17 protein-coding genes are annotated in these 23,677 nt (G+C 43.0%); 3 read left to right on the top strand and 14 right to left on the bottom strand.

Translation table 11 applies throughout. The features are described from left to right. The 7 genes from MusilaSJ_RS19555 to MusilaSJ_RS19525 form a co-directional block, all read right to left on the bottom strand. The gene (locus tag MusilaSJ_RS19555) at window positions 1–651 is read right to left on the bottom strand and encodes a VTT domain-containing protein (protein WP_274986538.1); all 651 of its coding nucleotides are present in this window, start codon (window positions 649–651) and stop codon (window positions 1–3) included. A 45-nt stretch (window positions 652–696) separates the two neighbouring features. Continuing rightward, the gene (locus tag MusilaSJ_RS19550) at window positions 697–1,437 is read right to left on the bottom strand and encodes a DUF4397 domain-containing protein (protein WP_274986537.1); all 741 of its coding nucleotides are present in this window, start codon (window positions 1,435–1,437) and stop codon (window positions 697–699) included. An 8-nt stretch (window positions 1,438–1,445) separates the two neighbouring features. Next, on the bottom strand, window positions 1,446–2,141 hold the full coding sequence (locus tag MusilaSJ_RS19545; RefSeq protein WP_274986536.1) for a DUF4397 domain-containing protein: 696 nt from the start codon (window positions 2,139–2,141) through the stop codon (window positions 1,446–1,448). 113 nt (window positions 2,142–2,254) lie between these two features. Next, a complete protein-coding gene (gene dnaN / locus MusilaSJ_RS19540) occupies window positions 2,255–3,379 on the bottom strand; it encodes a DNA polymerase III subunit beta (RefSeq protein WP_274986535.1) in 1,125 nt (374 codons plus the stop codon). Between the two features lie 33 nt (window positions 3,380–3,412). Then, complete coding sequence (gldG, locus tag MusilaSJ_RS19535) at window positions 3,413–5,809, bottom strand: gliding motility-associated ABC transporter substrate-binding protein GldG (RefSeq protein WP_342457014.1); 2,397 nt, start codon at window positions 5,807–5,809, stop codon at window positions 3,413–3,415. 256 nt (window positions 5,810–6,065) lie between these two features. Beyond that, window positions 6,066–6,551, bottom strand: a complete 486-nt coding sequence (locus MusilaSJ_RS19530; RefSeq protein WP_274986534.1) for a hypothetical protein — start codon at window positions 6,549–6,551, stop codon at window positions 6,066–6,068. A 64-nt stretch (window positions 6,552–6,615) separates the two neighbouring features. Further along, a complete protein-coding gene (locus MusilaSJ_RS19525) occupies window positions 6,616–7,116 on the bottom strand; it encodes a putative outer membrane beta-barrel protein (RefSeq protein WP_274986533.1) in 501 nt (166 codons plus the stop codon). 259 nt (window positions 7,117–7,375) lie between these two features. On the opposite strand from MusilaSJ_RS19525, the gene MusilaSJ_RS19520 reads away from it, so the two are divergent. Then, the gene (locus MusilaSJ_RS19520; RefSeq protein WP_274986532.1) at window positions 7,376–8,374 is read left to right on the top strand and encodes a helix-turn-helix domain-containing protein; all 999 of its coding nucleotides are present in this window, start codon (window positions 7,376–7,378) and stop codon (window positions 8,372–8,374) included. A gap of 9 nt (window positions 8,375–8,383) precedes the next feature. On the opposite strand, the gene MusilaSJ_RS19515 is transcribed toward MusilaSJ_RS19520, so the two are convergent. Beyond that, a complete protein-coding gene (locus MusilaSJ_RS19515) occupies window positions 8,384–9,091 on the bottom strand; it encodes an ATP-binding cassette domain-containing protein (protein ID WP_274986531.1) in 708 nt (235 codons plus the stop codon). Window positions 9,092–9,457: 366 nt separating this feature from the next. After that, the gene (locus MusilaSJ_RS19510; protein WP_274986530.1) at window positions 9,458–10,123 is read right to left on the bottom strand and encodes an FAD-binding oxidoreductase; all 666 of its coding nucleotides are present in this window, start codon (window positions 10,121–10,123) and stop codon (window positions 9,458–9,460) included. A 1,526-nt stretch (window positions 10,124–11,649) separates the two neighbouring features. Here MusilaSJ_RS19510 and MusilaSJ_RS19505 point away from each other — a divergent pair. Beyond that, window positions 11,650–13,269, top strand: coding sequence for a glycine--tRNA ligase (locus MusilaSJ_RS19505; RefSeq protein WP_274986529.1), 1,620 nt, complete (start codon window positions 11,650–11,652; stop codon window positions 13,267–13,269). A gap of 821 nt (window positions 13,270–14,090) precedes the next feature. After that, window positions 14,091–15,194: an AI-2E family transporter gene (locus MusilaSJ_RS19500; RefSeq protein WP_274986528.1), complete on the top strand. Its 1,104-nt coding sequence runs from the start codon at window positions 14,091–14,093 to the stop codon at window positions 15,192–15,194. A gap of 202 nt (window positions 15,195–15,396) precedes the next feature. Here the strand turns inward: MusilaSJ_RS19500 and MusilaSJ_RS19495 are convergent, their stop codons facing one another. The 5 genes from MusilaSJ_RS19495 to MusilaSJ_RS19475 form a co-directional block, all read right to left on the bottom strand. Continuing rightward, on the bottom strand, window positions 15,397–16,728 hold the full coding sequence (locus MusilaSJ_RS19495; RefSeq protein ID WP_274986527.1) for a M16 family metallopeptidase: 1,332 nt from the start codon (window positions 16,726–16,728) through the stop codon (window positions 15,397–15,399). Between the two features lie 17 nt (window positions 16,729–16,745). Further along, window positions 16,746–18,125 carry a M16 family metallopeptidase gene (locus tag MusilaSJ_RS19490; RefSeq protein WP_274986526.1) on the bottom strand — a complete coding sequence of 460 codons (1,380 nt, stop codon included), beginning with the start codon at window positions 18,123–18,125 and terminating at the stop codon, window positions 16,746–16,748. A gap of 133 nt (window positions 18,126–18,258) precedes the next feature. Further along, a complete protein-coding gene (locus MusilaSJ_RS19485) occupies window positions 18,259–18,957 on the bottom strand; it encodes a hypothetical protein (RefSeq protein WP_274986525.1) in 699 nt (232 codons plus the stop codon). 153 nt (window positions 18,958–19,110) lie between these two features. Continuing rightward, window positions 19,111–21,090: a T9SS type B sorting domain-containing protein gene (locus MusilaSJ_RS19480; protein WP_274986524.1), complete on the bottom strand. Its 1,980-nt coding sequence runs from the start codon at window positions 21,088–21,090 to the stop codon at window positions 19,111–19,113. A 55-nt stretch (window positions 21,091–21,145) separates the two neighbouring features. Further along, window positions 21,146–23,596: a DUF5686 and carboxypeptidase regulatory-like domain-containing protein gene (locus tag MusilaSJ_RS19475; RefSeq protein ID WP_274986523.1), complete on the bottom strand. Its 2,451-nt coding sequence runs from the start codon at window positions 23,594–23,596 to the stop codon at window positions 21,146–21,148. Window positions 23,597–23,677: the final 81 nt, after the last annotated feature.

The following is a 23,677-nucleotide window of genomic DNA, read 5'->3' as shown; positions in this document are numbered from 1 at the left end:
CTAAGCGGGATTTTTAACAGTACGGCCTTTTATAGCCGCAACAATCGGCGGCAATATCGATACCAGTATAATGATCACCCCTACCAACGAGAAGTTTTTGGCGATAATCTCTACCTGCCCTAATTTGTAGCCAGCAAACAGGAACACAACGATCCATGATGACCCACCAATAATGTTATAAAGACTGTAACGTAAAAAAGGCATCTTACCCACTCCTGCCACAAAAGGTGCTATGGTACGGATGATAGGCATAAACCTGCTGAAGATAACGGCCTTACCACCATGTTTATCAAAAAAAGCCCGAGTTTTAAGGTAGTATTCCAGTTTCAGGATCTTATTTTCTTCTTTAAATACTTTAACGCCGAGGTAATTGCCAACAAAATAATTTACTGTATTACCAATAAAAGCAGCGGCAATTAAAATGAGACCTAATACCCAGATATCCAAGCCCGAATTACCACCGGCTATAAGGGCGCCTGCAGCAAAAAGCAGTGAATCGCCGGGGAGAATAGGAAAGATAACTAAACCTGTTTCGGCAAAAATGATCAGGAAAAGGATCAGATAGGTCCATCCCTGGTAAGTACTGGTTATTTGCACAAGGTGCTTATCAATATGCAGTACAAAGTCGATAATACTTTTTATTACTTCCACAGGCTAAAATTTTGCCCAAAAATATAAATATTAAACAAAACGCAGCTACTGAAGTGTCTTACTGAGCAGATTATTAGTAAGTACCCCCGCGCCAAAGGCCAATGAGTCGGCGCTGCCAACAATACCTTTGGTATAAATGGTGTAGGCGCGACCATCCTGTATTGTTACATTTTGCAGGGTTGTTTCAATTGTTGTAGGTGTTCGGGTGGTGGTAATGGTAAAGTTATAATTACCGGCAGTAAGTTCAACGTATTTAGATACCTTATTAAAGGTAGTACCTTTAACAACAAGGGTGTCATTAGCCCGCAGATCCAGTGCTGATGTATTAGGTGAAGTATGCACAAACCTCACTTTTCCTTTCCCAATGGTTGGCAAACCGGTACTATCAGATAGAATAAATGAACTGACAAACGAACTATCCTTTCTGAAGCCGGTTATAAACATCGTGTATTTCCTGTTGGCTTTAAGCGTAGTATCAAATTGCAGCAAAATAACCGGCGCCGCGGTAGCTGTACGTAACTGTAACGGCGGTTCAAGTGTTGAAAGGTAAAAATATCCCGAACTGTTTGGATAAGTATAGGTAGTGGTATTATACCTGATAAAATGCTGATAAAGGTATACCGGCTGGATATCCGGACTTAAATTAACGATTTGGAACTGGGTATTAAGGCCTACCGATGACGCATTGCCCCCCTTACCGCATGAAGAAACAGCACAGATGAAAAGGCCGCATAGCACAGCTATAAAAAACGAAACCAGTACCTTGCTTTTATTTTTATTAGCCATTAATGTAATTATTGATTGATGAACAGGCCGGTTGCCAGGCCTGCGCTTTTATTACCATAACCATAGTAGGTATATACTTTGCCTCCTGTTAGCAGCACTGTATCCCTGACAACAGTAGTTGGAAATGCAGCCGAATGCAAAGCCATATTATGCTCTCCGGGCGCTACCAACATAAAAGCCGAGGTGGTTTTGAAACCAAGATCTTTTACTTGCTCCGTATCTAACGCAGCTGTTATACCTTCAAAATGTACACTTATGTTACCTGCATCTGGGGATGCATTAACAAACCTGATCTTTGCCTTCGGGGCACTGCCGGTATCAGCAACCAATACATCTGTAGTTTTGAAAACCTGGTCGGCCGTATTACCTGCTACAAAAAATGAATATACCGAATCTTTACTCAAAGTTAAGGGCAGACTGAACAACGGATCAGGGTTATTAGGCCCATCTAACTTAACCGAATAATTTTGCGTACCCGCCTTTACCGAAATATAGCCAAGCGTGCCCCCCGGATAAAAAGTGGTTGTATTGTTTATCCTTGTACCATTAACATAAATATTAATATTATTAAAAGTGGCATTAATAACGTTTAGCGATGACGTTGACGAATCCACCGCATCGGGCTTATCATTATTTTTTTTGCAGGACGTAAGGTAGCCCGTTATGGCTATAATAATCAATAAAGCTTTAACCTTAATATTCATATACAATTATAAGCTATAACTGCTTACTGTAATTTTTGGTATCGGGGGTTGAACAAAAAAAGTCCGGTTTATGTTACCGGACTTAGTTTTGGATTTATAATTTAAGTTTACACTTAAGCATAGCTATTGAGCATCACCGGCATAACCAGCATCAGCACGTCTTCATTCTCATCTCCTCCCTGCGGCAACAATAAACCTGCACGGTTTGGAGTCGACATTTCCAAAGATACTTCTTCGCAGCTTAAATTCTTCAACATTTCTATTAAAAATCTTGCATTGAAGCCAATTTCCATATCCTCGCCTTCATATTGGCAGCTTAAACGCTCGTGGGCCTCGTTAGCAAAGTCGATATCTTCTGAAGAGATATTTAACTCGCTGCCATTTATTTTAAGCCTTACCTGGTGGGTAGTTTTGTTAGCGTAGATGGCAACACGGTTTAACGAACCCAGGAAGGTGAGCCTGTCGATATTTAATTTATTAGGATTATTTTGAGGGATAACCGCCTCGTAATCAGGGTAACGCTCGTCAATTAGACGACATACCAGGTTAATATTGCCAAACTTGAAGAAAGCACTGGTGGAGTTATACTCAACAGATACATTTACATCATCGCTTGGTAATGATGATTTAAGCAGGGTTAACGCTTTTTTAGGCAGGATGAATGATGTGGTGCTTGCAGCCTTTGCATCTTTACGACGGTAACGAACCAATTTATGCGCATCGGTAGCAACAAAAGTAAGGGCCGATGTTGTTAGCTGGCAGTAAACGCCCGTCATAGCCGGGCGAAGCTCGTCATTACTTACCGCAAAAATGGTTTTGTTGATAGCTTCGGCTAAAACTGAAGCAGGCAGGTTTACTGATGAAGCGTTTTCAACAACAGGGATTTTCGGAAAATCCTCGCCGTTTTCGCCGCTTAGTTTGTATTTACCATCGCCTGCGTTGATTTCAATAGCGAAGGTTTTATCATCAACCGAAAAAGCAACGGGCTGCTCAGGTAATGATTTCAGGGTCTCTAACAATATACGCGACGGGATAGCAATCCTGCCGTTCTCTTTAGCCTCAACCGGTAAAGAGGTAGTCATGCTGGTTTGCAGGTCGGTAGCAGAAATGGTCAAGTTCCCATCCTTTATCTCGAACAAAAAGTTTTCCAGTATCGGCAGTACAGTACTGCTGCTTAACGCACCGCTTACCGCCTGCAGTTGTTTGAGTAATGTTGAGGTAGAAACAATAAATCTCATATGGTTGTAATTAATCTATCAAAAATAGAAAATTTAACGGGCATACTTTTGCCTGCGTAAATAATGTTGAAAAATAGCACATATTAACACTAAAACCAGCGGTGCAATGGTATTAACCAACTGCCAGTACATTTTTTCGCTGCGAATACGCGCCCGGGCAAGCAGGCGGATCTTGATCTCTTTGGTACGCAGGGCCATCAGTCCCGAATCGTCGGTCATGTAATCGGCTATGTTAAGCAGCAGGTTTTTATTGCCGTAGGTTTGGTGTGTATAATGATCGTATCCTAAGGGATAAGGCGAGCCATCGCTGCCTACCTGGTTTTTGAAAATATCGCCGTCACTTATCACTATCATTTTAGTGGGCACACTTTGCTGCTGTATAGCAACCTGTTCTTTAAGGCCCTCGGGCAGCGGGCGGTTTTGCCAGTCGCTCACAAAACTGCCTTCCAGCAGTACCCCGGTTATTTTAGGTGTGCTTTGAAAATCTTTTGGATTTGGTTCCTGCTCCAAAGCCTGCAATGATAATATATGTGGGGCTGTTAGCTTTTTATTATAGAGCGATGAAGTTAGCAACACCGTTTTGTTTACATTTTTGATATCGAGGATATCAATAGTGCTTGCAAACTCGCTGCTGATACCATCCAAATTTTTCACCACCGGGTGTTTGCTTAGCGGAATAAATACCGGGTAATACAGCCATGGCAGCATCTGAATCTGCGCCTGTCCGCCGACATTGCCGGTACTGATGGGAATTTGCGAGCAGTTCATATCAGCAATCAGGTCGTAATTGATACGGATCCCATAACGGAAAAGCTGATCGTCCAGGTTAAGCTGTTTGGGGAATGCCAGCTGCTCGCCGCCATGCCCGCGAAGACTATCGAGTTCGGCGCTTACCTGGTCTATCGTCCATAGTACCCGGCCTCCGTGCATGATATATTGGTCGAGTTTAAATTTCTCTATCTCGCTGAATTTTTGATCGGGTTTGGCAACCACCAGTAGCTTGATTTTTTGCAGATCGGCAAAGGAGATAGCATTCAGATCAACCCGGCCTACCTGGAAGCCATCGGCAAGGGTTTTCATGGCATCGTTTAGTTGCAGGTCGGTTAGTTCATGGTGCCCTTCGGTAAAACCTATTTGCGGTCGTCCTCCGCTAACAGCTTTCTTTATAGCCGATGAAAAAGCATACTCCAGATTTTGGATAGAGTTATTCAGTACCTCATCGGGCGAGAGACCAATACGGCTTAACAATAGCTTTACCGGGATATCCTTACCATCTGCCGATACCAGTGCCGACGGAAAGATGAGCTTTTGCGTTACCCCGTTATCGGTTTTAACACTCAGGTTGGTTGGTTCAACACCTTCGGCGGCCATATTCTGGATCACCTCATTCTGCTGATCGTTATTCAGGCCCTTTAGCGGGTCACGAAACTCAAACTGGATCTTACCATGGCTGTAGGCTTGCAAATCGCTCAGCATATCGCGGGTAGCGCTCTGTAAGCGTTTAAAGCCCCCCGGTAGGTTATCGCCCTGTAAATAAACTACCACTTTTACCTTTTTCGGCAGCTTATCGATGATCTGCCTGCTAATGGGCGATATGGTATAACGCTTTTCGGCAGTAAAATCAAAACGGGTAAATGTTAAGGCAGATAAGATCCCCAGGAAAAACAAAACACCCAAAAGGCTGATCGTGATGATGCCGCCCATACCCCTTTGGCGCTGCCTTGCCAATACAAATAGCGTAAGCCAGATAAAAATACCGGCAGTAATGATAAAGTATGCCAGATCCCGGGTATCCAGAACACCGCGGCTTACCGATTCATAATGCTGGGTAATCCCTAAATTTTGCAGACCAAGATCTTGCAATGACAACAGTTGGCTTAGTGAATCAAAGCCGCTGTAAAAAAAGAAACACAGGAAAACAGCTATGGTAAAGGCGATGATCTGATTTTTGGTGATAGATGATGCAAACATGCCTATCCCTACAAAAACACTGCCCAATAAAAATAACCCGATGTATGAACCGATAACAGCCCCGGTATCGATATTGCCTTGCGGCATGCCCAATGAACTTACCGAATAATAATAAACCAGCGTGGGCAGCAATGCAAAAAGCACAATGAGTAAACAGGCAAAGTATTTGCCCAGTACTATCTCCCAATCCCTTAATGGGCGGGTGAACAATAATTCAAAGGTTCCCTCTTTACGTTCTTCGGCAAGGGAGCGCATGGTAATTGCCGGGATCAGGAACATGAACAGGTAAGGCGCGGTGGTGAACAGGCTTTCGAGCCCGGCGTAACCGTACTCCAGGATACTTGAATCAGGGAACACCCACAAAAACAAGCCCAGCACCAGTAAAAATACACCTATGATTACATAAGCCACCAGCGAACTCAGGTAGGATACTATTTCTTTTTTAAGGATGCTTAGCACGTTATTATGGTATAGTGTTAAGCGCCGAAATTACGACAATATTGCACCAAAGCAAAGAAGCAGTTTGATATCGGATTTCGGAATTTCGATTTCGGATTTATTTCTCCCGCAGGTTTAGACGCCTTTCGCTTGAACCCCAATTGAGGTAAGTGTCCTCGCGCTTACCATATACAAGCAGGAGCGTTGACACTCCTGCTAAATAGCTCAAGTGATAAGCATTTGAATTTACGGATGGTACATTTCAACTCAACCTGATTTAAGGTGTCTTCATGTTCCAGGGATCAGATCCAACAATAACAATTGCAATGGCAGTAACAACCGTCGCCACTACTCCTATTGTAGCTAAAGGTTTAGCTTTTCTTTCGGCAAAATTCAAACCCGATGAATCCCAGTTTAAAACCTTGCCGTCATGGTTAAATGCAAATTGCACATATTTGTTATATCGCGAAAATTGCTTTACGTTCACCGGGATGGTATTAAAGCCGCTGCCTGCATTAAATACGCCATTTACCTTCACCTTTGTTTTGGTGTCGTTAAAAACCGAAGGTTCGCCGCAATTGTAAAGCCACCTTGTAGTGTCATTTACAATCATAATTTCGTCGGGCTGCCCAAACTGCCGTATAACATCATTTTTGGTGTGATAACTTTGCATAACCTCCTCATGCGAGTAAATCAGTTTGCTACAGCTGCTTAAAAATATCAAACCGGCAAAAGCAGCAAAAATTTTGGTTATAGTTTTCATGATGATTGTCTTTTAGTGTTAATGTGAAATAACAAAGGCCCGGGTAAGGCCTTTATTTACTAAATCAAAACCGGTATGCCAGGCGGGCGCCCACCTGCCCTATTGTTCCACCGTTTGACCACGCCTCATAACGCACACCTATTTCCAGGCCTCCGTTAAAGGTGTAGCCCAAGCCGGGCGAATAGAGGAAAGAATTACCGCCGCCTTTCTCGGTTGAAAATACAGTGCCTAACTGTCCTTCAAAAAAGAAACCTCCATCCAAATAAGGCTTAATCCCCGCTTTTACCGGGATAAAACCAAATGATGATTTAGCATCAGGCTCCTGAAGGCCGCTTTTAGCATGCAACGATTCATAGCCGGCCGATACGGTGATAAAAACCGTTTTTGAAAGCGGGTACTCATATTTAAGCGAGCCGCCTATGCCATAATTAAAAAACTGATGCGCATCGCCTGTTGGGATAGTCGCTTCAGCACCAATACTGAATTTGCCCGGTCCGTTTAGAGATTGTGCAAAGCTGCCGAAAGCTGCTCCAACAAACGACAGTGATAAGAATAACTTTTTCATAATACTTTGATTTTAAGGTTAATAATTATCAATTATTGAATAAAGCTACTGCCACTACCAGCCGTTTTAAAATGAGAAAATCAGCATCGCAAACCACATCAGGTAACAATTAATTAACTGTAATACAACTATTTGGAAACAATTGCATTTTTAACTACATTTATTATGTGTTAGCACCGGTTATTGCATTTTTTGCCGATAATGAGCGGGAGGGTAACTAATAACTGCTAAAACAAAACCACTTGTTAATTCCTGCATTATGGATAATACCCCTGCCCAGTTGCTGCTTTTTAACCAAATAAAGGTGAAGCTGCCACCTCACCTTTCTTTTGTAGATGAAATAGCCGAGTTGCTGAACATCAGCAACGATAGTGCTTACAGGCGCATCCGCGGTGAAAAACCAATAAGCCTCGATGAAATTCAAATCCTTAGCAATAAATACAAGATCTCTATTGATCAGTTGCTCCGGATGCAAAACAACACCGTAATTTTTGCCGGTAACAAGGTGGACAGTACAAACTTCACCTTTAATGATTACATGCAGGACCTGGTAAATAGCCTGGGTTTATTCAAAACATTAAAAAATGCGCAGATCTATTTTTTTAATAAGGATGTGCCGCTGTTTCATTTCATGCAGTTCCCGGAGCTGAGTGCTTTTAAATTTTTTTTCTGGAAACGTACGCTTATCGGGTACCCTGATTTGGCCAAACAGCAATTTACCGGCCAAGAAAACGACCCTCAAATTCTACAACAAGCACAAAACGTTATCCGGCAATACGTACAAATACCATCTACCGAAATATGGACCGAAGAAAGTATCCATGTTACCATCAGGCAGATTGAATTTTACAGGCATACCAACATTTTCGCCGGCAAAGAAATCCTGCATAAAGTGTATGCCCAACTGGAAGAGCTACTAAACCACGTAGAAATGCAGGCCGAAAGGGGACGGAAATTTATTTATAACCAACAGTCGGCAGCTGAGGGCGCACCTTATCAAATTTATATTAATGAATGCCTTATTGGCGATAACTCCATTTTTGTAAAGGGTGACGACCGGCGGATAGCCTACCTGAACCATAACGGGCTAAACTTTATGGCTACGCAAGACGCCGGATTTTGTGAGTACACTTTTAAAAATCTTCAAAACATCATCAGTAAATCAACCCACATAAGCTTGGTAGGCGAAAAAGAAAGGAGCATGTTTTTTAATACCCTCCGCAAAAAAGTTCAGGACCGGGCAAAAGATATTGGTTAACAGGTATATTTAATTATTGGTTAGGCTGATAAACACCTCCTCGAGCGATTTGCCGCCGTTGTTTTTCCGGAGTTGTTGCAGGGTATCATTGGCTACGATAGTTCCTTTATTAATGATAATCACCTGACTGCACACAGCCTCTACTTCCTGCATAATGTGGGTTGAAAGTACAATAGTTTTGGTTTTACCCAGGTCGAGGATTAACTGGCGAATGCCTATCAGCTGGTTAGGGTCGAGGCCGGAAGTTGGCTCATCCAATATCAGCACCTCCGGGTCATGCAGCATAGCCTGTGCCAGGCCTACCCTTTGACGGTAGCCTTTTGAGAGCTGCCCTATTTTTTTATGCTGTTCGGGGCCAAGGCCTGTTTGTTCAATAATATCGGCAATGCGTTTGGCAGGCTCATAAATTTTATGAATGCCCGCAACAAAACCCAGCGATTCCTTCACATACATATCCGTATACAGCGGGTTACTTTCGGGCAAGTAACCTATGCGGCGTTTAACCTCAAGAGGTTGTTTAGCCACATCAAAACCACATACCGACGCCGTACCCGATGTTTGCGGGATAAAGCCGGTAAGGATTTTCATGGTAGTTGATTTACCTGCACCGTTAGGCCCTAAAAAGCCCAGTACGCCGGGCTGGGCAGTAAAGCTAATGCCATCAACAGCCTTTTGCACGCCGTAAACTTTTGTTAATGCCTCAACACTGATACTCATGGCTGTAAAAATATGCTTTAGATATGAGATTTAGGGAATTAGATATGAGATTTGAGAGGTGAGACGTCAGTGCGCGCCGGTTTGGAGGACAGGTAGCGACGGGTGCCTGTACTCTTCAAAATTCATATGAACATCACCTTTTTGCTAATGGCACAACTTGTAGTAAGTTTAAAACGTATAACATTTTGACAAGGCTTGTCCGCTTTTGTCCAGGTACCGTCCAAAGGGGCAGACAGCCGCATAACTTTATAAATACTGTTTAATAAAAAGGTGTTTTGCAGAGGCGCACCACATGTGTCTGTAATATGCAGGGATAACATGCAAGACAAAGCATAGAAGACCGCACGTGATGCGTCTCCGCATAAACTACCTTTCAAATACCACCGAGTCACTATCGGCTCCGAGTTGCCCCAATATGTCGCTAAGCTCAGCAACCATAGCATCAGGGCCACATATATAAAAATGTTTTGAGAAATCTTTAATTTCAGCTTTCAGAAACTTGGCATCTATGCGCCGTTGATCATACATACTGTCCTTTTGGCCGGTAATAGTAAAATGCGCGTTTACACCAAGGATGCTTTTTAGTTCATCCCTCAAAATGATATCCTTATCAGTTTTATTGGAAAAGAAAAGCTTATTGTCGCCTATTGCACCATCCTTATTTAATTGCCTCAGTATGGCTAAAAATGGCGTAATACCTGCACCTCCTGCAATAAAGTAACCGGCACCTTTATATTCAATAGCTCCCCAAACATCGCGAATGATAAGCTCATCGCCTTCGTTAACCTTGCTTAGCTGGTTGGTAACCCCATCATGATCGGTATAGGTTTTTATTGTAAACTCAAGATAGTCATCATCATTAAGGCAGGTAAAGGTGAAAGGACGCGTTTCATCACGCCAACCCTCCTTGTTGATTGATAACTCTGTAGCCTGCCCTGGTATAAAGCTATAACCGGCAGGTTTTTCAAGCCTGAACTGCCTCACATTGTGGGTGACATATTTTGCAGAAAGGATCTTTACAATTTGTTCCATTTGTGATCGGTATCGTAGGCTTACTGCAATAATAATGCAAAACAGCCGATAGTTTATAACAATTGGCAATTATTGTAAATGGTTTACAAATTATGGGAAATGGTTGACTAAATACGAGGGAAATTGATGCAATACCTTGCGAAAAATAACGAAGCCTCAAGTGTATTATTGAGGATGAACTGCAAAAGGAATCCGGTTTACCATACTCTTTTGTATAGTAAAGATCACATTGCGAAATAAGACTGGGGTGGATATAGTTTGAGATAAGATCTTTTACTGCCAGTTTTAAAAAACCGCTTTTTTAAAAAATACCCCTCCATTAGCTATATTATATATAGCCTGGAAAGGAAGCGGATGCAGCCATTCTATAGAATATGATTAGTTAAGCCGTAATGGATTTGTATGTCCGTCCGCAGGGAGGAGTAAGACACTGATGGACAAAAGGCGGACAGCCCTTATTATTGGTCATAACAACCGGCAATACAAATATACAGAAATTTCTTTATATTTCAAGAATATACATCTGTAAAATGGCCTGTCCGTCCGTCTGGGTGTGTCCAACTCCTAAAAAAATGCCGGACATGACATTGGCTTAAATACTATATCGTGTTAAGGATGTCCGCTCCCCGATATAAGCAACGGACACCTCCCGACGGACGGACAGGCTCTTTACCTCTAACGGCGAAAGCATTGGGCTATAAGAGCAACGACCGCTTTTATACCTACTACGCCTCCGCCACGCCTGTCTCCACCACGTCATTGCGAGTATCCATCAGGGAAGCCCTGAAAAAAAATGTAATGACATGTAAAATATATTTTAACGGTGTTGCGCGTGGGCCGCGTTAGGGATTGCAGTGTAAAGCCCGGAGCGTGCAAAGGGGTTGCGGGCGGGAAAGGCGAGGACTTGCAACGGAAAGCCCGGGCCGCAGGCAACGCCCATGTTATAAAATCCACCAAGAAAAATATACTTAATAATCAATAACTTACAATCACGTCATTATAAGGTACGAAGCAATCGCGAACTTTACAGGGCAATTCACCACTACGTCATTGCGAGGACGTAAAATCCGAAGGCCTTTTAAGGTGAGATGACAATAGGTGTGGATGGGCTGTCATCCTGAGCTTGTCGAAGGACGCGCGCAGAAGCCCACCCCGCTATGCTTCGACAGGCTCAGCATGACACCCATTTTTTAATTATGTCATGGGTAGGTACGAAGCAATCGCGAACTCTACAGGGCAATTCACCACTACGCCATTGCAAGGCACGAAGCAATCGCGAACTGTACAGGGCAATTCACCACTACTCCGTTGCGAGGCACGAAGCAATCGCGAACTGTATAGGAGATTTGCTTAGCCCCTCTGTAAGCAGGGGATTGCTTCGTACCTCGCAATGACGTGGTTTTGATTTTTCCGGTGTCCTGGACTATACGCAGGCTGACTTGTGACACACCCACCATTCCCAAATAAAACTAAATCCGAAATCGAAATTCCCAATTCCGAAATCAAAAATTATCTTTGCAGCTATTATGAGCAAATCAACCGACGAACTTTTTAAAAATGTTATATCGCACGCCAAAGAATATGGCTTTGTTTTCCCTTCCAGCGAGATTTATGATGGCTTAAGTGCAGTTTATGATTACGGCCAAAATGGTGCCGAACTTAAAAACAACATCAAAACCTACTGGTGGAAAGCCATGGTGCAAATGAACGATAACATTGTGGGCATTGATTCGGCCATATTTATGCACCCGAAGATCTGGAAAGCAAGCGGTCACGTTGATGGCTTCAGCGACCCGATGATCGACAATAAAGTAACTAAAAAACGTTATCGTGCCGATCAATTAATAGAAGATAAGATTGCAAAATTGCTTGAAGAACCATTTGAATACTCTTTGCGATTTAAGGAGAAATGGGAAGAGTATACAAATTTAGATGGTGTTGAATCCTATCAAGCTTTAATAGATCCTAATTTTATTGATATAGAGCTTTCTAATCTATCGTCCTCAAATTATTCTTATTTTAAAGATGCTTTATTCTTACAATGGAGAATGGATATTGCCCTTGTAAACGAAAATTTAGTTGAATTAAAAGAGCTAATTGAGGAATTTAATATCATAGATCCACTCAGTAAAGAAAAACCGGATTGGACAGATGTACGCCAGTTTAACCTGATGTTCAGCACCCAGATGGGCGCTGTGGCTGATGATGCCGATACTATTTACCTGCGTCCCGAAACTGCTCAGGGGATATTTGTAAACTACCTTAACGTGCAAAAATCGGGCAGGATGAAAATCCCTTTCGGTATAGCGCAAATAGGTAAAGCTTTCCGTAACGAGGTGATTGCCCGCCAGTTTATTATCCGCATGCGCGAGTTTGAACAAATGGAGATGCAGTTTTTTGTTCGCCCCGGCACGCAAAAAGAATGGTTCGACCAGTGGAAGGAAGCCCGTTTGAAGTGGCACCTTGCTTTGGGTACCGACGCTGCCAAATACCGTTACCATGAGCACACCAAACTGGCCCACTACGCCGATGCTGCTTATGATATTGAGTTTGAATTTCCGTTTGGCTTTAAAGAGGTTGAAGGTATCCACAGCCGTACCAATTTCGATTTGAGTCAGCACGAAAAATTCTCCGGTAAAAAGCTTCAATATTTTGACCCTGAAGTTGATCCTGAAACAGGAAAGCCGTATGGTAATTATGTGCCTTATGTAATTGAAACTTCTATTGGTTTAGACAGGATGTTCCTGCTTACCATGATCAACGCTTACGAAGAGGAAGACCTGAGCACCGAAGACAAGCAAGACAGCCGCACCGTATTACGCCTGCACCCTTGCCTGGCACCGGTTAAAGCCGCTATTTTCCCGCTTACCAAAAAAGACGGTTTGCCCGAAAAAGCTCGCGAAATCATGGATAAACTGAAGCTTGACTTCAATATCCAGTACGAAGAAAAAGATGCTATCGGTAAACGCTACCGCCGCCAGGATGCTATTGGTACACCTTTCTGCATCACGGTAGATCACCAGACATTAGAAGATAACACGGTAACCATCCGCCACCGCGACAGCATGGCCCAGGAACGCGTTCCTGCCGATCAGTTGGATAAGATCATCGGAGATTTGGTTAGCTGGCGGAATGTGTTAAGTTAATTAAGAGGTTACGCAATTGCTACACCAAGCGTCATTGCGAGGTACGAAGCAATCCCCGATTAGCAGGTCCGCCCTGTATAGTTTGGGATTGCTTCGCACCTCGCAATGACGTTTTTTGTTTTTGTTTAAGATGACAAAAAATAGATATGTCAGTCTGAGTAATTTAAATCCGTTGAATTCTGAAGGAGCAATGACATCTCCTCCACGTCATTGCTGAGGTACGAATCAATCTCTTATAGGCAGACAAGGTGCTTAGTGGTATTGAACTTGCATCGTCGCGCTCTTGGCCGCGCGAGGCCAGGTACTTTTGTCTTGATACAAAAGTACCCAAAAAATCAAGTCAGCAGGGAGGCTTCTTTACGCTCACCCACTCCACAGCCCGTCGCGCGGGCCTTTGCCCTGCAAAACGGGCAGAACCACGGGCTGCAATTATTTTGCCCCGCTTCGCCCGTTTTTTCCCTCGCTTCTGCAAAAACTTGCTATGCCCCTTCCTGCGCTCAAGGCCACCATTGTTCTGCCCGCTTTCACCCGAAGCTTACCTGCTGACGGGAACATTCTTTATTTATTATGTCATTGGTAGCCTGTCGAAGACTCGCGCGCAGAGGCCCTACCCGCCATGCTTCGACAAGCTACCAATGAAACCCTTTTTATACATAGCGAAGGATCTTCGCGATATCGCCCTGTACCCCTACTTGTCCGTAACTATCCTTATCTGGGAACGGACGGACACTATACCAACCTGATCAGCATCCCCCGGGCTAATTACCGGCGAAGCAAACAATTGCTTATCTTGTTCCTTTCAGTGTAAAAATCCTGCGTCTATGCCTGCTGTTAAAGAATACCCCTTTTACCTTAAAAGTACTGTTATACTTTTTGGATTGATATTATTGGTTTATGTGTTTGCCCAACTGGCAGATGTGATGATCCCGCTTGCCTTTGCGGCTTTTATTGCCATTTTGCTTAACCCTGTTAGCAACTGGCTGCAGGAACATAAAGTGCCCAAAATTTTGGCTATATGCCTGGCTATGCTGCTTGGCGCTGTTTTACTGGCAGGGTTGTTCTATTTTCTTTCTACCCAGATCATCCAGTTTGGAGATTCGCTGCCCACGCTTAAAAAGAAGTTTGGTGAAATGTTCATCACTTTTAAAGACTGGGTAGCTACCACTTTTAACTACTCTGTTCAAAAGCAGGATAAGCTTATCAAAGACGCTATGGATAACAGCCAGGCGCTGGTAGGCCGCACACTCGGCAATGTGTTAAGCACGTTTGGGTTGATATTTGTGGTACCCGTATATGTTTTCCTGGTATTGTTTTACAAAACCCTGCTCCTGAATTTTATTTACGAAGTATTTTCTGAAGAAAACTCCAAACAGGTTGCCGATGTTTTGAAAGAAACCAAATCGGCCATCCAAAGCTATATCCAGGGTTTATTGATTGAGATGGTGATAGTTGCAGTCATGAATTCGCTGGCCCTGATATTACTGGGTGTTAAGTATGGCATCCTGATAGGGGTAATAGGCGCTATCCTTAACCTGCTACCTTACCTGGGTGGTATTATAGCCATCTCCCTTCCCGTGCTGATGGCAACGGTTACCAAAGATGGTTACACAACGCAGTTAGGAGTGATCATAGCTTATCTTGTTATCCAGTTTATTGATAATAATATCCTGGTACCGCGCATTGTATCATCAAAAGTGCAGATCAACGCGCTTATCTCCATTGTGGTTGTGTTGTTAGGCAATTTACTTTGGGGCTTATCGGGCATGTTCCTTTCCATTCCATTTGTAGCAGTCCTCAAAATCATCTTCGACAGGATTGACACCCTCAAACCCTGGGGCAAGCTCCTGGGCGACACCGTACCCACCAGGCCGAAAGGGGCGGACTGGACTAAAACCAGGAAAAAAGCGGTGCTGCCGGAGAAGTAGTCATTCGCTGCGCAGTCATTTCGCTGCGCGGTCATTGAGTCATTTTGCTATGCATCATTAAGTCATTGATCATTTTGGCGAATTGAATTAAGAAAGGAGCAGGAAGTATATTTCTGCTCCTTTTTTATTATTCATTAAAAACGATCCAATGACGCGCAGCAAATGACCATTTCAAAATGACGCGCAGCAAATGACTAAAGATTTAGTGCATCACCGGATTATCTCCATTATGCAGTGTACCGTTAATGTACAGCAATTGGTTTACTTTTTTAGGATCGCCCTGGTATACCCATACAATATTGTTGATATACTTACGGAATGCGTTGCTCACATCATCGGGAGTGAGTTTCTTTACATCATCAACCAGGGTTAATGAACGTTTCCAGTTATCATGCAATACTTCATTTGCTGCTATTGATGATGCCTGGGCGCTGTTGGTTTCGTTTTTATAGTAGAAACCGGTAAGGTAAGTAACCTTCATATCGGCTACATCTTCGGGTTTAAAACCTTCGCGTTTAATTTTATCAACCAGCTTATCAAACACAGCTATGTATTTATCAGGCTCGGTTGTTGAAACAGAGAACTTGGCAGTTGAGGTTTGACCCGCGCTAAACCAGGCCTGTGGGGCATATGACAAACCGTTATTGGTACGAACCTCTAAAAAGTGCATGTTAGAGAAGATGCGCATGGCTACATTAAAAGCGTTAAAATCGGGCGTACCGGCGGCAGGACCACTGGCGATACCTTCCACATAATTGGTAGCCAAATCACGTTTTTCAACATTTATGCTGTTTTTGTCGGCTCTGAAAGTCGATTTTTTAAACGCGAAAGCCGGGCCTTGTTTAATACCGCTCAGCATACCCTTTACTTTAGCTTCAATAGCAGCCTGGTCAAGATCCGCAACCACAACAATTACCATGCGAGATTTGGTCAGTATGGACTGATAATAAGCTTTTGTTTCGGCAGGGGTTAAGGCTGTAACAATAGCTACGGTTCCACTCGGGTCTTTAGCGTAGTTGGTCCCGGCAAAAGCTACTTTATCGGCATATTTATCAATGGCATTATCGGGCTGTGAATCTTCCTGTTTAATGTTATTGATAGCATCCTGCTTAATGCGGGCAAATTCCTTTTCATCAAATTTGGGCTGGGTTATTGCCTCAACATACAACGGCCAAACAATATCAAAGTCGCCTTTAATACAATTCATCCGTATTACCGAATAGTTTTTGTTGCTGCTGCCGTAAACGGTGGCGCTTACTTTATCCAGTTCGTCTTTAAAGCTATTTTTATCATGCTTTAAAGTACCACATTCGGTAAGGGCGCTCATTGCCAGCGACTCGATACCCGCTTTGGTAGCCGGATAGTTTTGCACACCGCCTTTTATGATGGTTTGCACTTCCACAATATCGTTGCCGCTTGGCTGTACAATAACCTTTACGCCATCTACCGTGGTTTCATAGGCCTGTTTTTGCGCCTTAGCTGTATTCCCTATAGCCGCTGCTACCAGCAGGGCAATTATATATTTTTTCATCATGATGAGGTAGTTTTAAATTACTTAGCTGCAAAAAATGAAGCCGCGTTTACTGTTTTATTTAACTCGGGCGCTATGATTATACCGGCAGCATATGGCTTGCCAATTACGTAAGTATCCAGGTACTTTTTAATATCGGCACGGGTAACTTTCTGATAGTTGGCATCCAGGTCGGTATAAAAATTAAACGAGGTGCTGCACCATTGGTAGCTGATCTGACTTGGTAGCGACGAAGGCTTTTCCTTGGCATGAATATCGTTCCGGTGCAGGATAGCTTTAGCAGTGGCCATTTGTTCGTCGGTAAAATAGTCGTCCTTATTCCACATGCTTACCTGGTTCATTAACTCGGTATAGCATTCTTTAAGCTTGTTAGGGTTAGGCACCACGAAAATATCGATAGGGCCCACATAACGGCTGGTAGTATAATTTACGTAAACACCGCTGGCCAAACCTTTATCAACCAATGCCTGCTGCAATTTTGATGAGTTTAAGCCTACAATGGTCGAAAACACATCGGCAGCAACAGTTGAAGCTGAATCCGTTGGATATGAAGGCCCTTGCCAGGTAAACTCCATATAAGGTGTTTGGGCAATGGTTGTTTCCTTAACAAAGTACTCAGGTTTAGCTAAAGGCTTAAATGCTGGGATAGGGAATTTGGTTTGAGGATCGAAACCGCTGTTGGCCCAGTCGCCAAAAATGCTTTCGGCAAGGGCAAAAGCGTTATCATGCTTAACATCGCCGCAAATAGTCAGCAAGCTATTGTTAGGAAAATAATATTTATCCTTAATGATCATCATTTTTTCGGGCGTAGCCGTATTGATCACTTCGTGGACACCAATAGGATTTTTGCGGGTGATGAGGTCGCCCCAAAGCTTTTGCTGCATACCATACCAAAGCTGGAAACCAGGATCGCTTTCGGCTCGCTGAAATTCACCGTCAACCACCGGGCGTTCCTTTTTCATATCCTCCTCGCGGTAAATTGGGAAACGGATAGCCGCGTTCATGAACTTTAAACCTGCTTTAAGACTGTCCCTGTCAAAAGTGAAGTAGTAATTTACGCGCTCAGTATTGGTGGTACCGTTCCAGATGGCGCCAAGCTCCTGCGTACGTTTTAAAAACTTCTCCTGGGTTGGATAATCTTTATTGGCTTTAAAAAACATATGCTCAAAAAGGTGCGACAAACCGCTAAACTCCGGCCCCTCCGTGTAAGCACCGTTTTTTACAGCTATTTCAATGGTAGTTAAAGGTACTTTGCTGTTTTCAATCACCAGCACATCCAGGCCGTTTGGCAATGTTTTAAGGAAGTAGCCTTCCGGCAACCTCACCTGGGCATTAGCAATGCCGGCGCTAAAAACCGCGGCCACGCCTAATGCAAAAATTTTGATAAAATTTCGGTTCATATATTTACAATATTTTTAACACTATAAATATATCGGTATAATCTTAAACAAGTGAATGATTTAACAGCTTATCCCTGATTTTTCAAGACGAAATTAAGCCTGTGGTGATTTTGGCATATTTACAAAGCAGCAATTAAATACCGGCTTTAATACTATTATAAGGCAAACCCATGTCATGAGCAGCATATTGGGTAAGCACACTGTCTTTTATAGTAATATAATCGCCGGCCTGACTGACATGGAGTTTTTCAATGCCATCGCGGTTATCCATGAGGGGAATGGTACGGGATACTACTGTACCCGTGGTATCAAGCTCAATAATATAAGTTTCTTTTTTACCCCCTGCCATATCAGTAAACGGAACGATAACAGTATGGTTATTATCGTCAATAAACCTGCCTATGATATTTTTCCCGTCGAGATCGGCAGGGTTTAAATCAAGCAGGTATTTTGCTTTTTCGGGCGACAGGCCAAGTATGTTTAGCCTAACGGTATTGCCATCAGCATCTTTAGTGGTATCCTGCATAGTAACTTTATCTCCTTGAGGATAGCGGGCTACAGCATAAAAGGTATTAGCACCAGTACTTTTATCATTATGACCGGGAAGCAAAAAGTTAAGCTGCAGGTTGCTCAGCTTAGCGCTGTCGGCTTTAATTTGCGAGGTGATGCTTAGCAGTTCGGCCCATTTAAGCCGGCCATCTATTTTAACGGTTAACTGGGTGGCTGTATCTGATTTGGTAACCCTTGATATGGTGTAATGCGGCACATTTTTTTTAGTGCAGCCAAAAGCTACAAGTATGATTATTAAGCAAGCGAAGATATTCTTGATCATGTGGCAAAGTTAAACCGTTGGTTTGAATTTGATGACGTTGATTTCGCTGATTTTTTTGCGCCGGTTATAATATCCATTTGCAGCAACACTGATCATGGAAAAACAGACTAAGCCGGTCATTTAGCTCGCCTATTGTAAACAAACACATTTAAGCTACCTTAACAAGGTTACATGCCCTTTTTGAACCTCAACCTGTCCATCGCCCATGGTATAGTTACACAACCAGTAGTAAACACCTGTAGGCACAGGTTTCCCGTTATAATTGCCATTCCAACCATCATATATACTTTCCGACTCAAATAGCCGCTGGCCCAGGCGGTTAAAAACCGTGAGCTTATACGCTATGGGATTACTGCTTTGATTAGGCCTGAATAAGTCGTTTACGCCATCGCCGTTGGGTGTAAAAGTATTAAAAAAGGTAACCGGCTCACATGAATCCTGCGTTATCATAATATCCAATTCCGTAATGATGCAACCCTGCTTATCCAGCAGGACAAAGTGGTTGGTACCGGCGCTGAGGCCTCTTATTGTTTCATCGGGTGTATAACTTTGGCTACCATGCTTAATAGCGCCGATAGCTACCCCTTCTACATAGGTGTTAAACTTTACCTGCCCTGCTAATGTACAAATCGCGTTTTTAGTGGTATATGATACATAGGGCTTGGTCAAAGTAAAATCGGGTATGGTAATTTGTTTTTCAACCTGGGATCCGCCAGATGAAGTGATTACTAATTGATAGGTACCCGGTAGCATCCTGTTAAAAACGCCGGTAGTGTTGCTTATACCGTTTACGCTATATGTATAATTATCCGGATGATCTGCTGTGAGCACGGTGACACTTGTTTCGCCGTAAAAATCGCATTCAGGTTTGATGACAATGTCATTTACAACAATTGGCGGGCATACCTCCTGTACAAGGGTACAATCTTTTTCGTAAAGCAAACAGCCATTTGGTGTTATAATTGAAAAGTGATAAACACCCGGGACTAAATCTGCGAAAACATGGTCAATGGGGTAAACCGCATTGTTATATTTTACCCGGTATAACGCTTTATCGGCGTTTGTTTCCAATTTAATCGAACCCGCGATATCACAAACCGGATCCGTTTTATTGAAAGTAACAACAGGGTCTTGTTGTGAAAAATCAGGAACAGTGAATGGAGCTTTTTTAGGTTCTTCACCACCATTTGATGTAATAGTAACCTGGTAATTACCGGGAGGCAAGTTGAAAAAAATGCCCGTTGTATTACTTTCTCCGGTATTAAGCTTGTAGGTATATGGATTTCCGTGCGGGGCGCAAATAATTTCGGTCCGCCCTTTGTTCACCACATTGCACTCCCGGGTCACATTAATGCTTTGAAGCTTAATTACCGGTATTTCACCTGATTCAACAGTACTGCCGGCATCATAAACAGAATAAGGCAGCGAACCGGCCGTACCTTTTATCAGCATATTGTTCAGGTCGAGCTCTATAAGCTCCGACCTCCCGCCTTGTTCGTCGATAGCATATACCGTTACAGCCCCCCTGGAAGCTACCGATGTTAAACCATATATAACCCGGTTTGTAATAGGTATAACTAATTTACTTTGAGACAGATCATCAAGGGAGACTTTGACAATGCCATTATAGCTTGCCATATATAGCTTATCGTTATAGAACACAAGATCGCCCGAAGCCCCGTAGGGCATAATTCCCAGATTAACAAGCACAGGATTTTTAGGATCGAGTTTGTACAGCGAGTTCCCACTGGCCATGTACAGAATCCCATTTTTATCAGCTGTCATAGAATTTATGGAGGGCACTGGCCCCAAATACTGACAATTAATTACCTGGGGTGTATTACCTCCGGTTATATCAGCTACACTCAAACCACCAAAAATTTGGGTATAATAGATCTTATTCCCCCAAAGCGCAATCGAAAAATAACCCGACCCGCAACCGTTAACATTTTTTGAAACCGGCCCATTAGGTGTAATGGTTACCTGTTGTAAAATTCCCTCTTGGGTAGCGGCATAAAACTGCTGTCCATACCCTTTAACAAAAGTTAAAAGTATAACACTAAACAGCAATGCAGCTCTTTTTAGTAAAAGGTTTAAGTTAATGATATGTTCAGGCACAATAGTTTGAGCCAAATATACAGTATTACTAATATCTACACCATATTAAGTGCAATTAATAATTAGCGTATTACAAGCTTATCCCAAGCCTTATTGCCGATTTTGCCTCAGTACCTCCATTGTATGATACGCCATACATCAAACGGATATTAAGATATTGCAATCCGAAACCCAGTTCGGTATAGTTTTTAAGGGTGGGAGTGTACAGGTAATTTACATCGACGATCTCCTGCAGTTTAAACTTGCGGATCAGCGGGATCTTATTGGTGATGAAACCGGAAAAGTTGTGTTCGAAATGCCCTTCAAGATATTTATCAGGCGTGCTGAAATCGTAATAATCCAAAAGCAGGAAGCGGTTTAACCTCGGCTTGTATGAAAGTACCTCGTTACCTGCAAAGTGGAAATAATCGGGAAAGTAAACGCTTTTGGCATTCAGGAACTTACCTGCGCCTATAAAGAATGAGCTGCTGCCATAAAAGCCCATGCTTATATCCGATTTAGAAATATCGGCGCTGATCTTATCATAATTAACATCCGACCCTGACACCTTACTGACACCTTTAGTATAGTTTAAACTGATGGTTGGATATTTGGATGGCAGATAACGCCTGCCCGAAGGATAAGTTTCATATTTGTCACTAAAATCATAACTGACCTGCAAGTTTACGGTGAACGACTGATTTTGGGAGAACAACAATGTGTTATGATCAGGATCCAACGGGTTATTGGACGTAAACTGGTGGGCATGGGGATCAAAAACACTGAATGAGGCCGTGTTTAACAACGATTTACGGTTAGCCCACTCAACCGATGCGCTACCACGCAAACCGCCGGTCACCCTGCCCGAAAGTGAAGCCAAAGCAAACTGTTTTTGATATAGTTTTTTAAAGTTTTGTTGCGAAAGCAGACTATGAACAGTATTCACAAAGGTCGACATGGGAGCCTGGTTATTCAGGTCAGCTACCTCCGAACCACCGCTTAAACCCAGCGTAAACCGTTGCATTACCGGGAAAGCCGCACCTGCCGAAGCATTGAACAAATGGTTGGAGAAGCCATACCGCACTTTGCCATTCAGCATAAAATAGCGGTTGTTAACCGTATCGATAAGTTTGCTGTATGATGCACCGTAATCAAAAGCCACACCTTCAACCGTGTTATAAAGCAGGGAGCCGATGATTGGATCGTAATGAAAATATTCTTTTTTGTATCGATTGCGGGTATTGACGCCGGTGAAAAGCAGGTTTACCGGTTTAAATTTATTGTTGGCCTTATCAAGCGAGTCGAGGTACTCTTTCGACTCACGTTTTTTAGCTAATTTATCCTTGTTGGTGTAGTCGGTAACCTCTTCGCCGGTAAGCGGAATAGGCCGGGCCTGGTTCCAATAAGCAGAATCTTTGCTGATGCCTTTGGCGATCCGGAGCACTTCGTTAAAATCGGCTTTGTTTAATGCAGGGTCGAGGTTGTAGTTTTTATAGATCGAAATAAAGTAACCGCCTATTTTAAATCCGAATAAGCCTCCTGTAAATTCAAACTTAACGGATGATGTCATCCACACTTTTTCGTTCACCGGGAAGAACTGCTGGTTAACTTTCAATGTATCAACAAAATTGATATTAGCCTTTTTGGTGATGTAAAGCTGCAGCCCGTAAATGCGCCAGCTATCATCCAAAATATAAATATACCCCTCAAAACATGGGTCATGTGCCCGTTTAGGTATCACCTGGATCTTGTTAATAGTTTCGCCATTCTCAACCGAAGTACCTATGTACCTGTAGTTATAATAAAACATAGCGTTATCAGCTACCGGTGATGCCAGCGGGCGGTTGCTCAAGCCCCGCCAGGTTTCATAGTTCTGGTAAAAATTAACCGCCATATCCGATGCCCGGTTAAAGCTGAACGCCCGATTACGGCCCGACACTTTTGATGACACCTGTTCCTCATGCACCTTATCGGGCCTTATAAAGCTATATTTTGATTCCGACTCAGAAAGGTAAACTATCCCGCGGCGGTTTGAATCAAGCCCGGCTTCACTGGTAGCTTTCTGCACATCAAAACCCATGAAAGTTTTTGGAGCGGCCAATAGTTTTTGTAAGCCTTTGATGTAGATATCGCAGGTATAGGCTTTAACTTCGTTAAGATAGGTTTTGCGTTTTTTAATGGCCTTACGCATAATCGCATAAGCTGGATCTTCAGCCCCTGCATGCACGGTAACATCCTTAAGCTGGTAAGTTTCTGTTTGCAGGCTGATATTGATAACCTGGTTAGCCGCAAGGTTAACAACTTTGCTTTGCTGGGCATAGCCAACTGCTTTGTATTGAATTTCCCGTATGCCGCCATTTAAACGCAGCAAGTAGGTTCCTTCGCTGTTGGCAGATACTCCTATAGTAGTATTTTTTATAAAAACAGATGCAAAGGGGACGGGCTTACCTTCCTGGTTGGTTATTTTACCGCTAATGCTGAATTGCTGGGCATATGAAGAAAAATTTAATATTAAAAATAACGCAACTAAGGCTGGCTTCATTAAGCAGATGTTTATGCTAAGATGAAACTTATTAATTGATTGTTACAGCGCCAAATTGTTAAATAATGTGAAAAGACACCC

This window comes from Mucilaginibacter sp. SJ, from assembly GCF_028993635.1.
In the GTDB taxonomy this organism is placed as follows: domain Bacteria; phylum Bacteroidota; class Bacteroidia; order Sphingobacteriales; family Sphingobacteriaceae; genus Mucilaginibacter.
The sequence above is the reverse complement of the archived record's forward strand: the minus strand, read 5'-3'. Positions and strand labels throughout refer to the sequence as shown.

What these genes read in the sequence shown, in the direction of transcription:
- dnaN (WP_274986535.1), bottom strand. Translation starts at nt 3,379, where the DNA reads ATGAGATTTATTGTTTCTACCTCAACATTACTCAAACAACTGCAGGCG.
- MusilaSJ_RS19525 (WP_274986533.1), bottom strand. Translation starts at nt 7,116, where the DNA reads ATGAAAAAGTTATTCTTATCACTGTCGTTTGTTGGAGCAGCTTTCGGC.
- MusilaSJ_RS19510 (WP_274986530.1), bottom strand. Translation starts at nt 10,123, where the DNA reads ATGGAACAAATTGTAAAGATCCTTTCTGCAAAATATGTCACCCACAAT.
- MusilaSJ_RS19505 (WP_274986529.1), top strand. Translation starts at nt 11,650, where the DNA reads ATGAGCAAATCAACCGACGAACTTTTTAAAAATGTTATATCGCACGCC.
- MusilaSJ_RS19490 (WP_274986526.1), bottom strand. Translation starts at nt 18,125, where the DNA reads ATGAACCGAAATTTTATCAAAATTTTTGCATTAGGCGTGGCCGCGGTT.
- MusilaSJ_RS19550 (WP_274986537.1), bottom strand. Translation starts at nt 1,437, where the DNA reads ATGGCTAATAAAAATAAAAGCAAGGTACTGGTTTCGTTTTTTATAGCT.
- MusilaSJ_RS19520 (WP_274986532.1), top strand. Translation starts at nt 7,376, where the DNA reads ATGGATAATACCCCTGCCCAGTTGCTGCTTTTTAACCAAATAAAGGTG.
- MusilaSJ_RS19515 (WP_274986531.1), bottom strand. Translation starts at nt 9,091, where the DNA reads ATGAGTATCAGTGTTGAGGCATTAACAAAAGTTTACGGCGTGCAAAAG.
- MusilaSJ_RS19545 (WP_274986536.1), bottom strand. Translation starts at nt 2,141, where the DNA reads ATGAATATTAAGGTTAAAGCTTTATTGATTATTATAGCCATAACGGGC.
- MusilaSJ_RS19495 (WP_274986527.1), bottom strand. Translation starts at nt 16,728, where the DNA reads ATGATGAAAAAATATATAATTGCCCTGCTGGTAGCAGCGGCTATAGGG.
- MusilaSJ_RS19500 (WP_274986528.1), top strand. Translation starts at nt 14,091, where the DNA reads ATGCCTGCTGTTAAAGAATACCCCTTTTACCTTAAAAGTACTGTTATA.
- MusilaSJ_RS19485 (WP_274986525.1), bottom strand. Translation starts at nt 18,957, where the DNA reads ATGATCAAGAATATCTTCGCTTGCTTAATAATCATACTTGTAGCTTTT.
- MusilaSJ_RS19475 (WP_274986523.1), bottom strand. Translation starts at nt 23,596, where the DNA reads ATGAAGCCAGCCTTAGTTGCGTTATTTTTAATATTAAATTTTTCTTCA.
- MusilaSJ_RS19530 (WP_274986534.1), bottom strand. Translation starts at nt 6,551, where the DNA reads ATGAAAACTATAACCAAAATTTTTGCTGCTTTTGCCGGTTTGATATTT.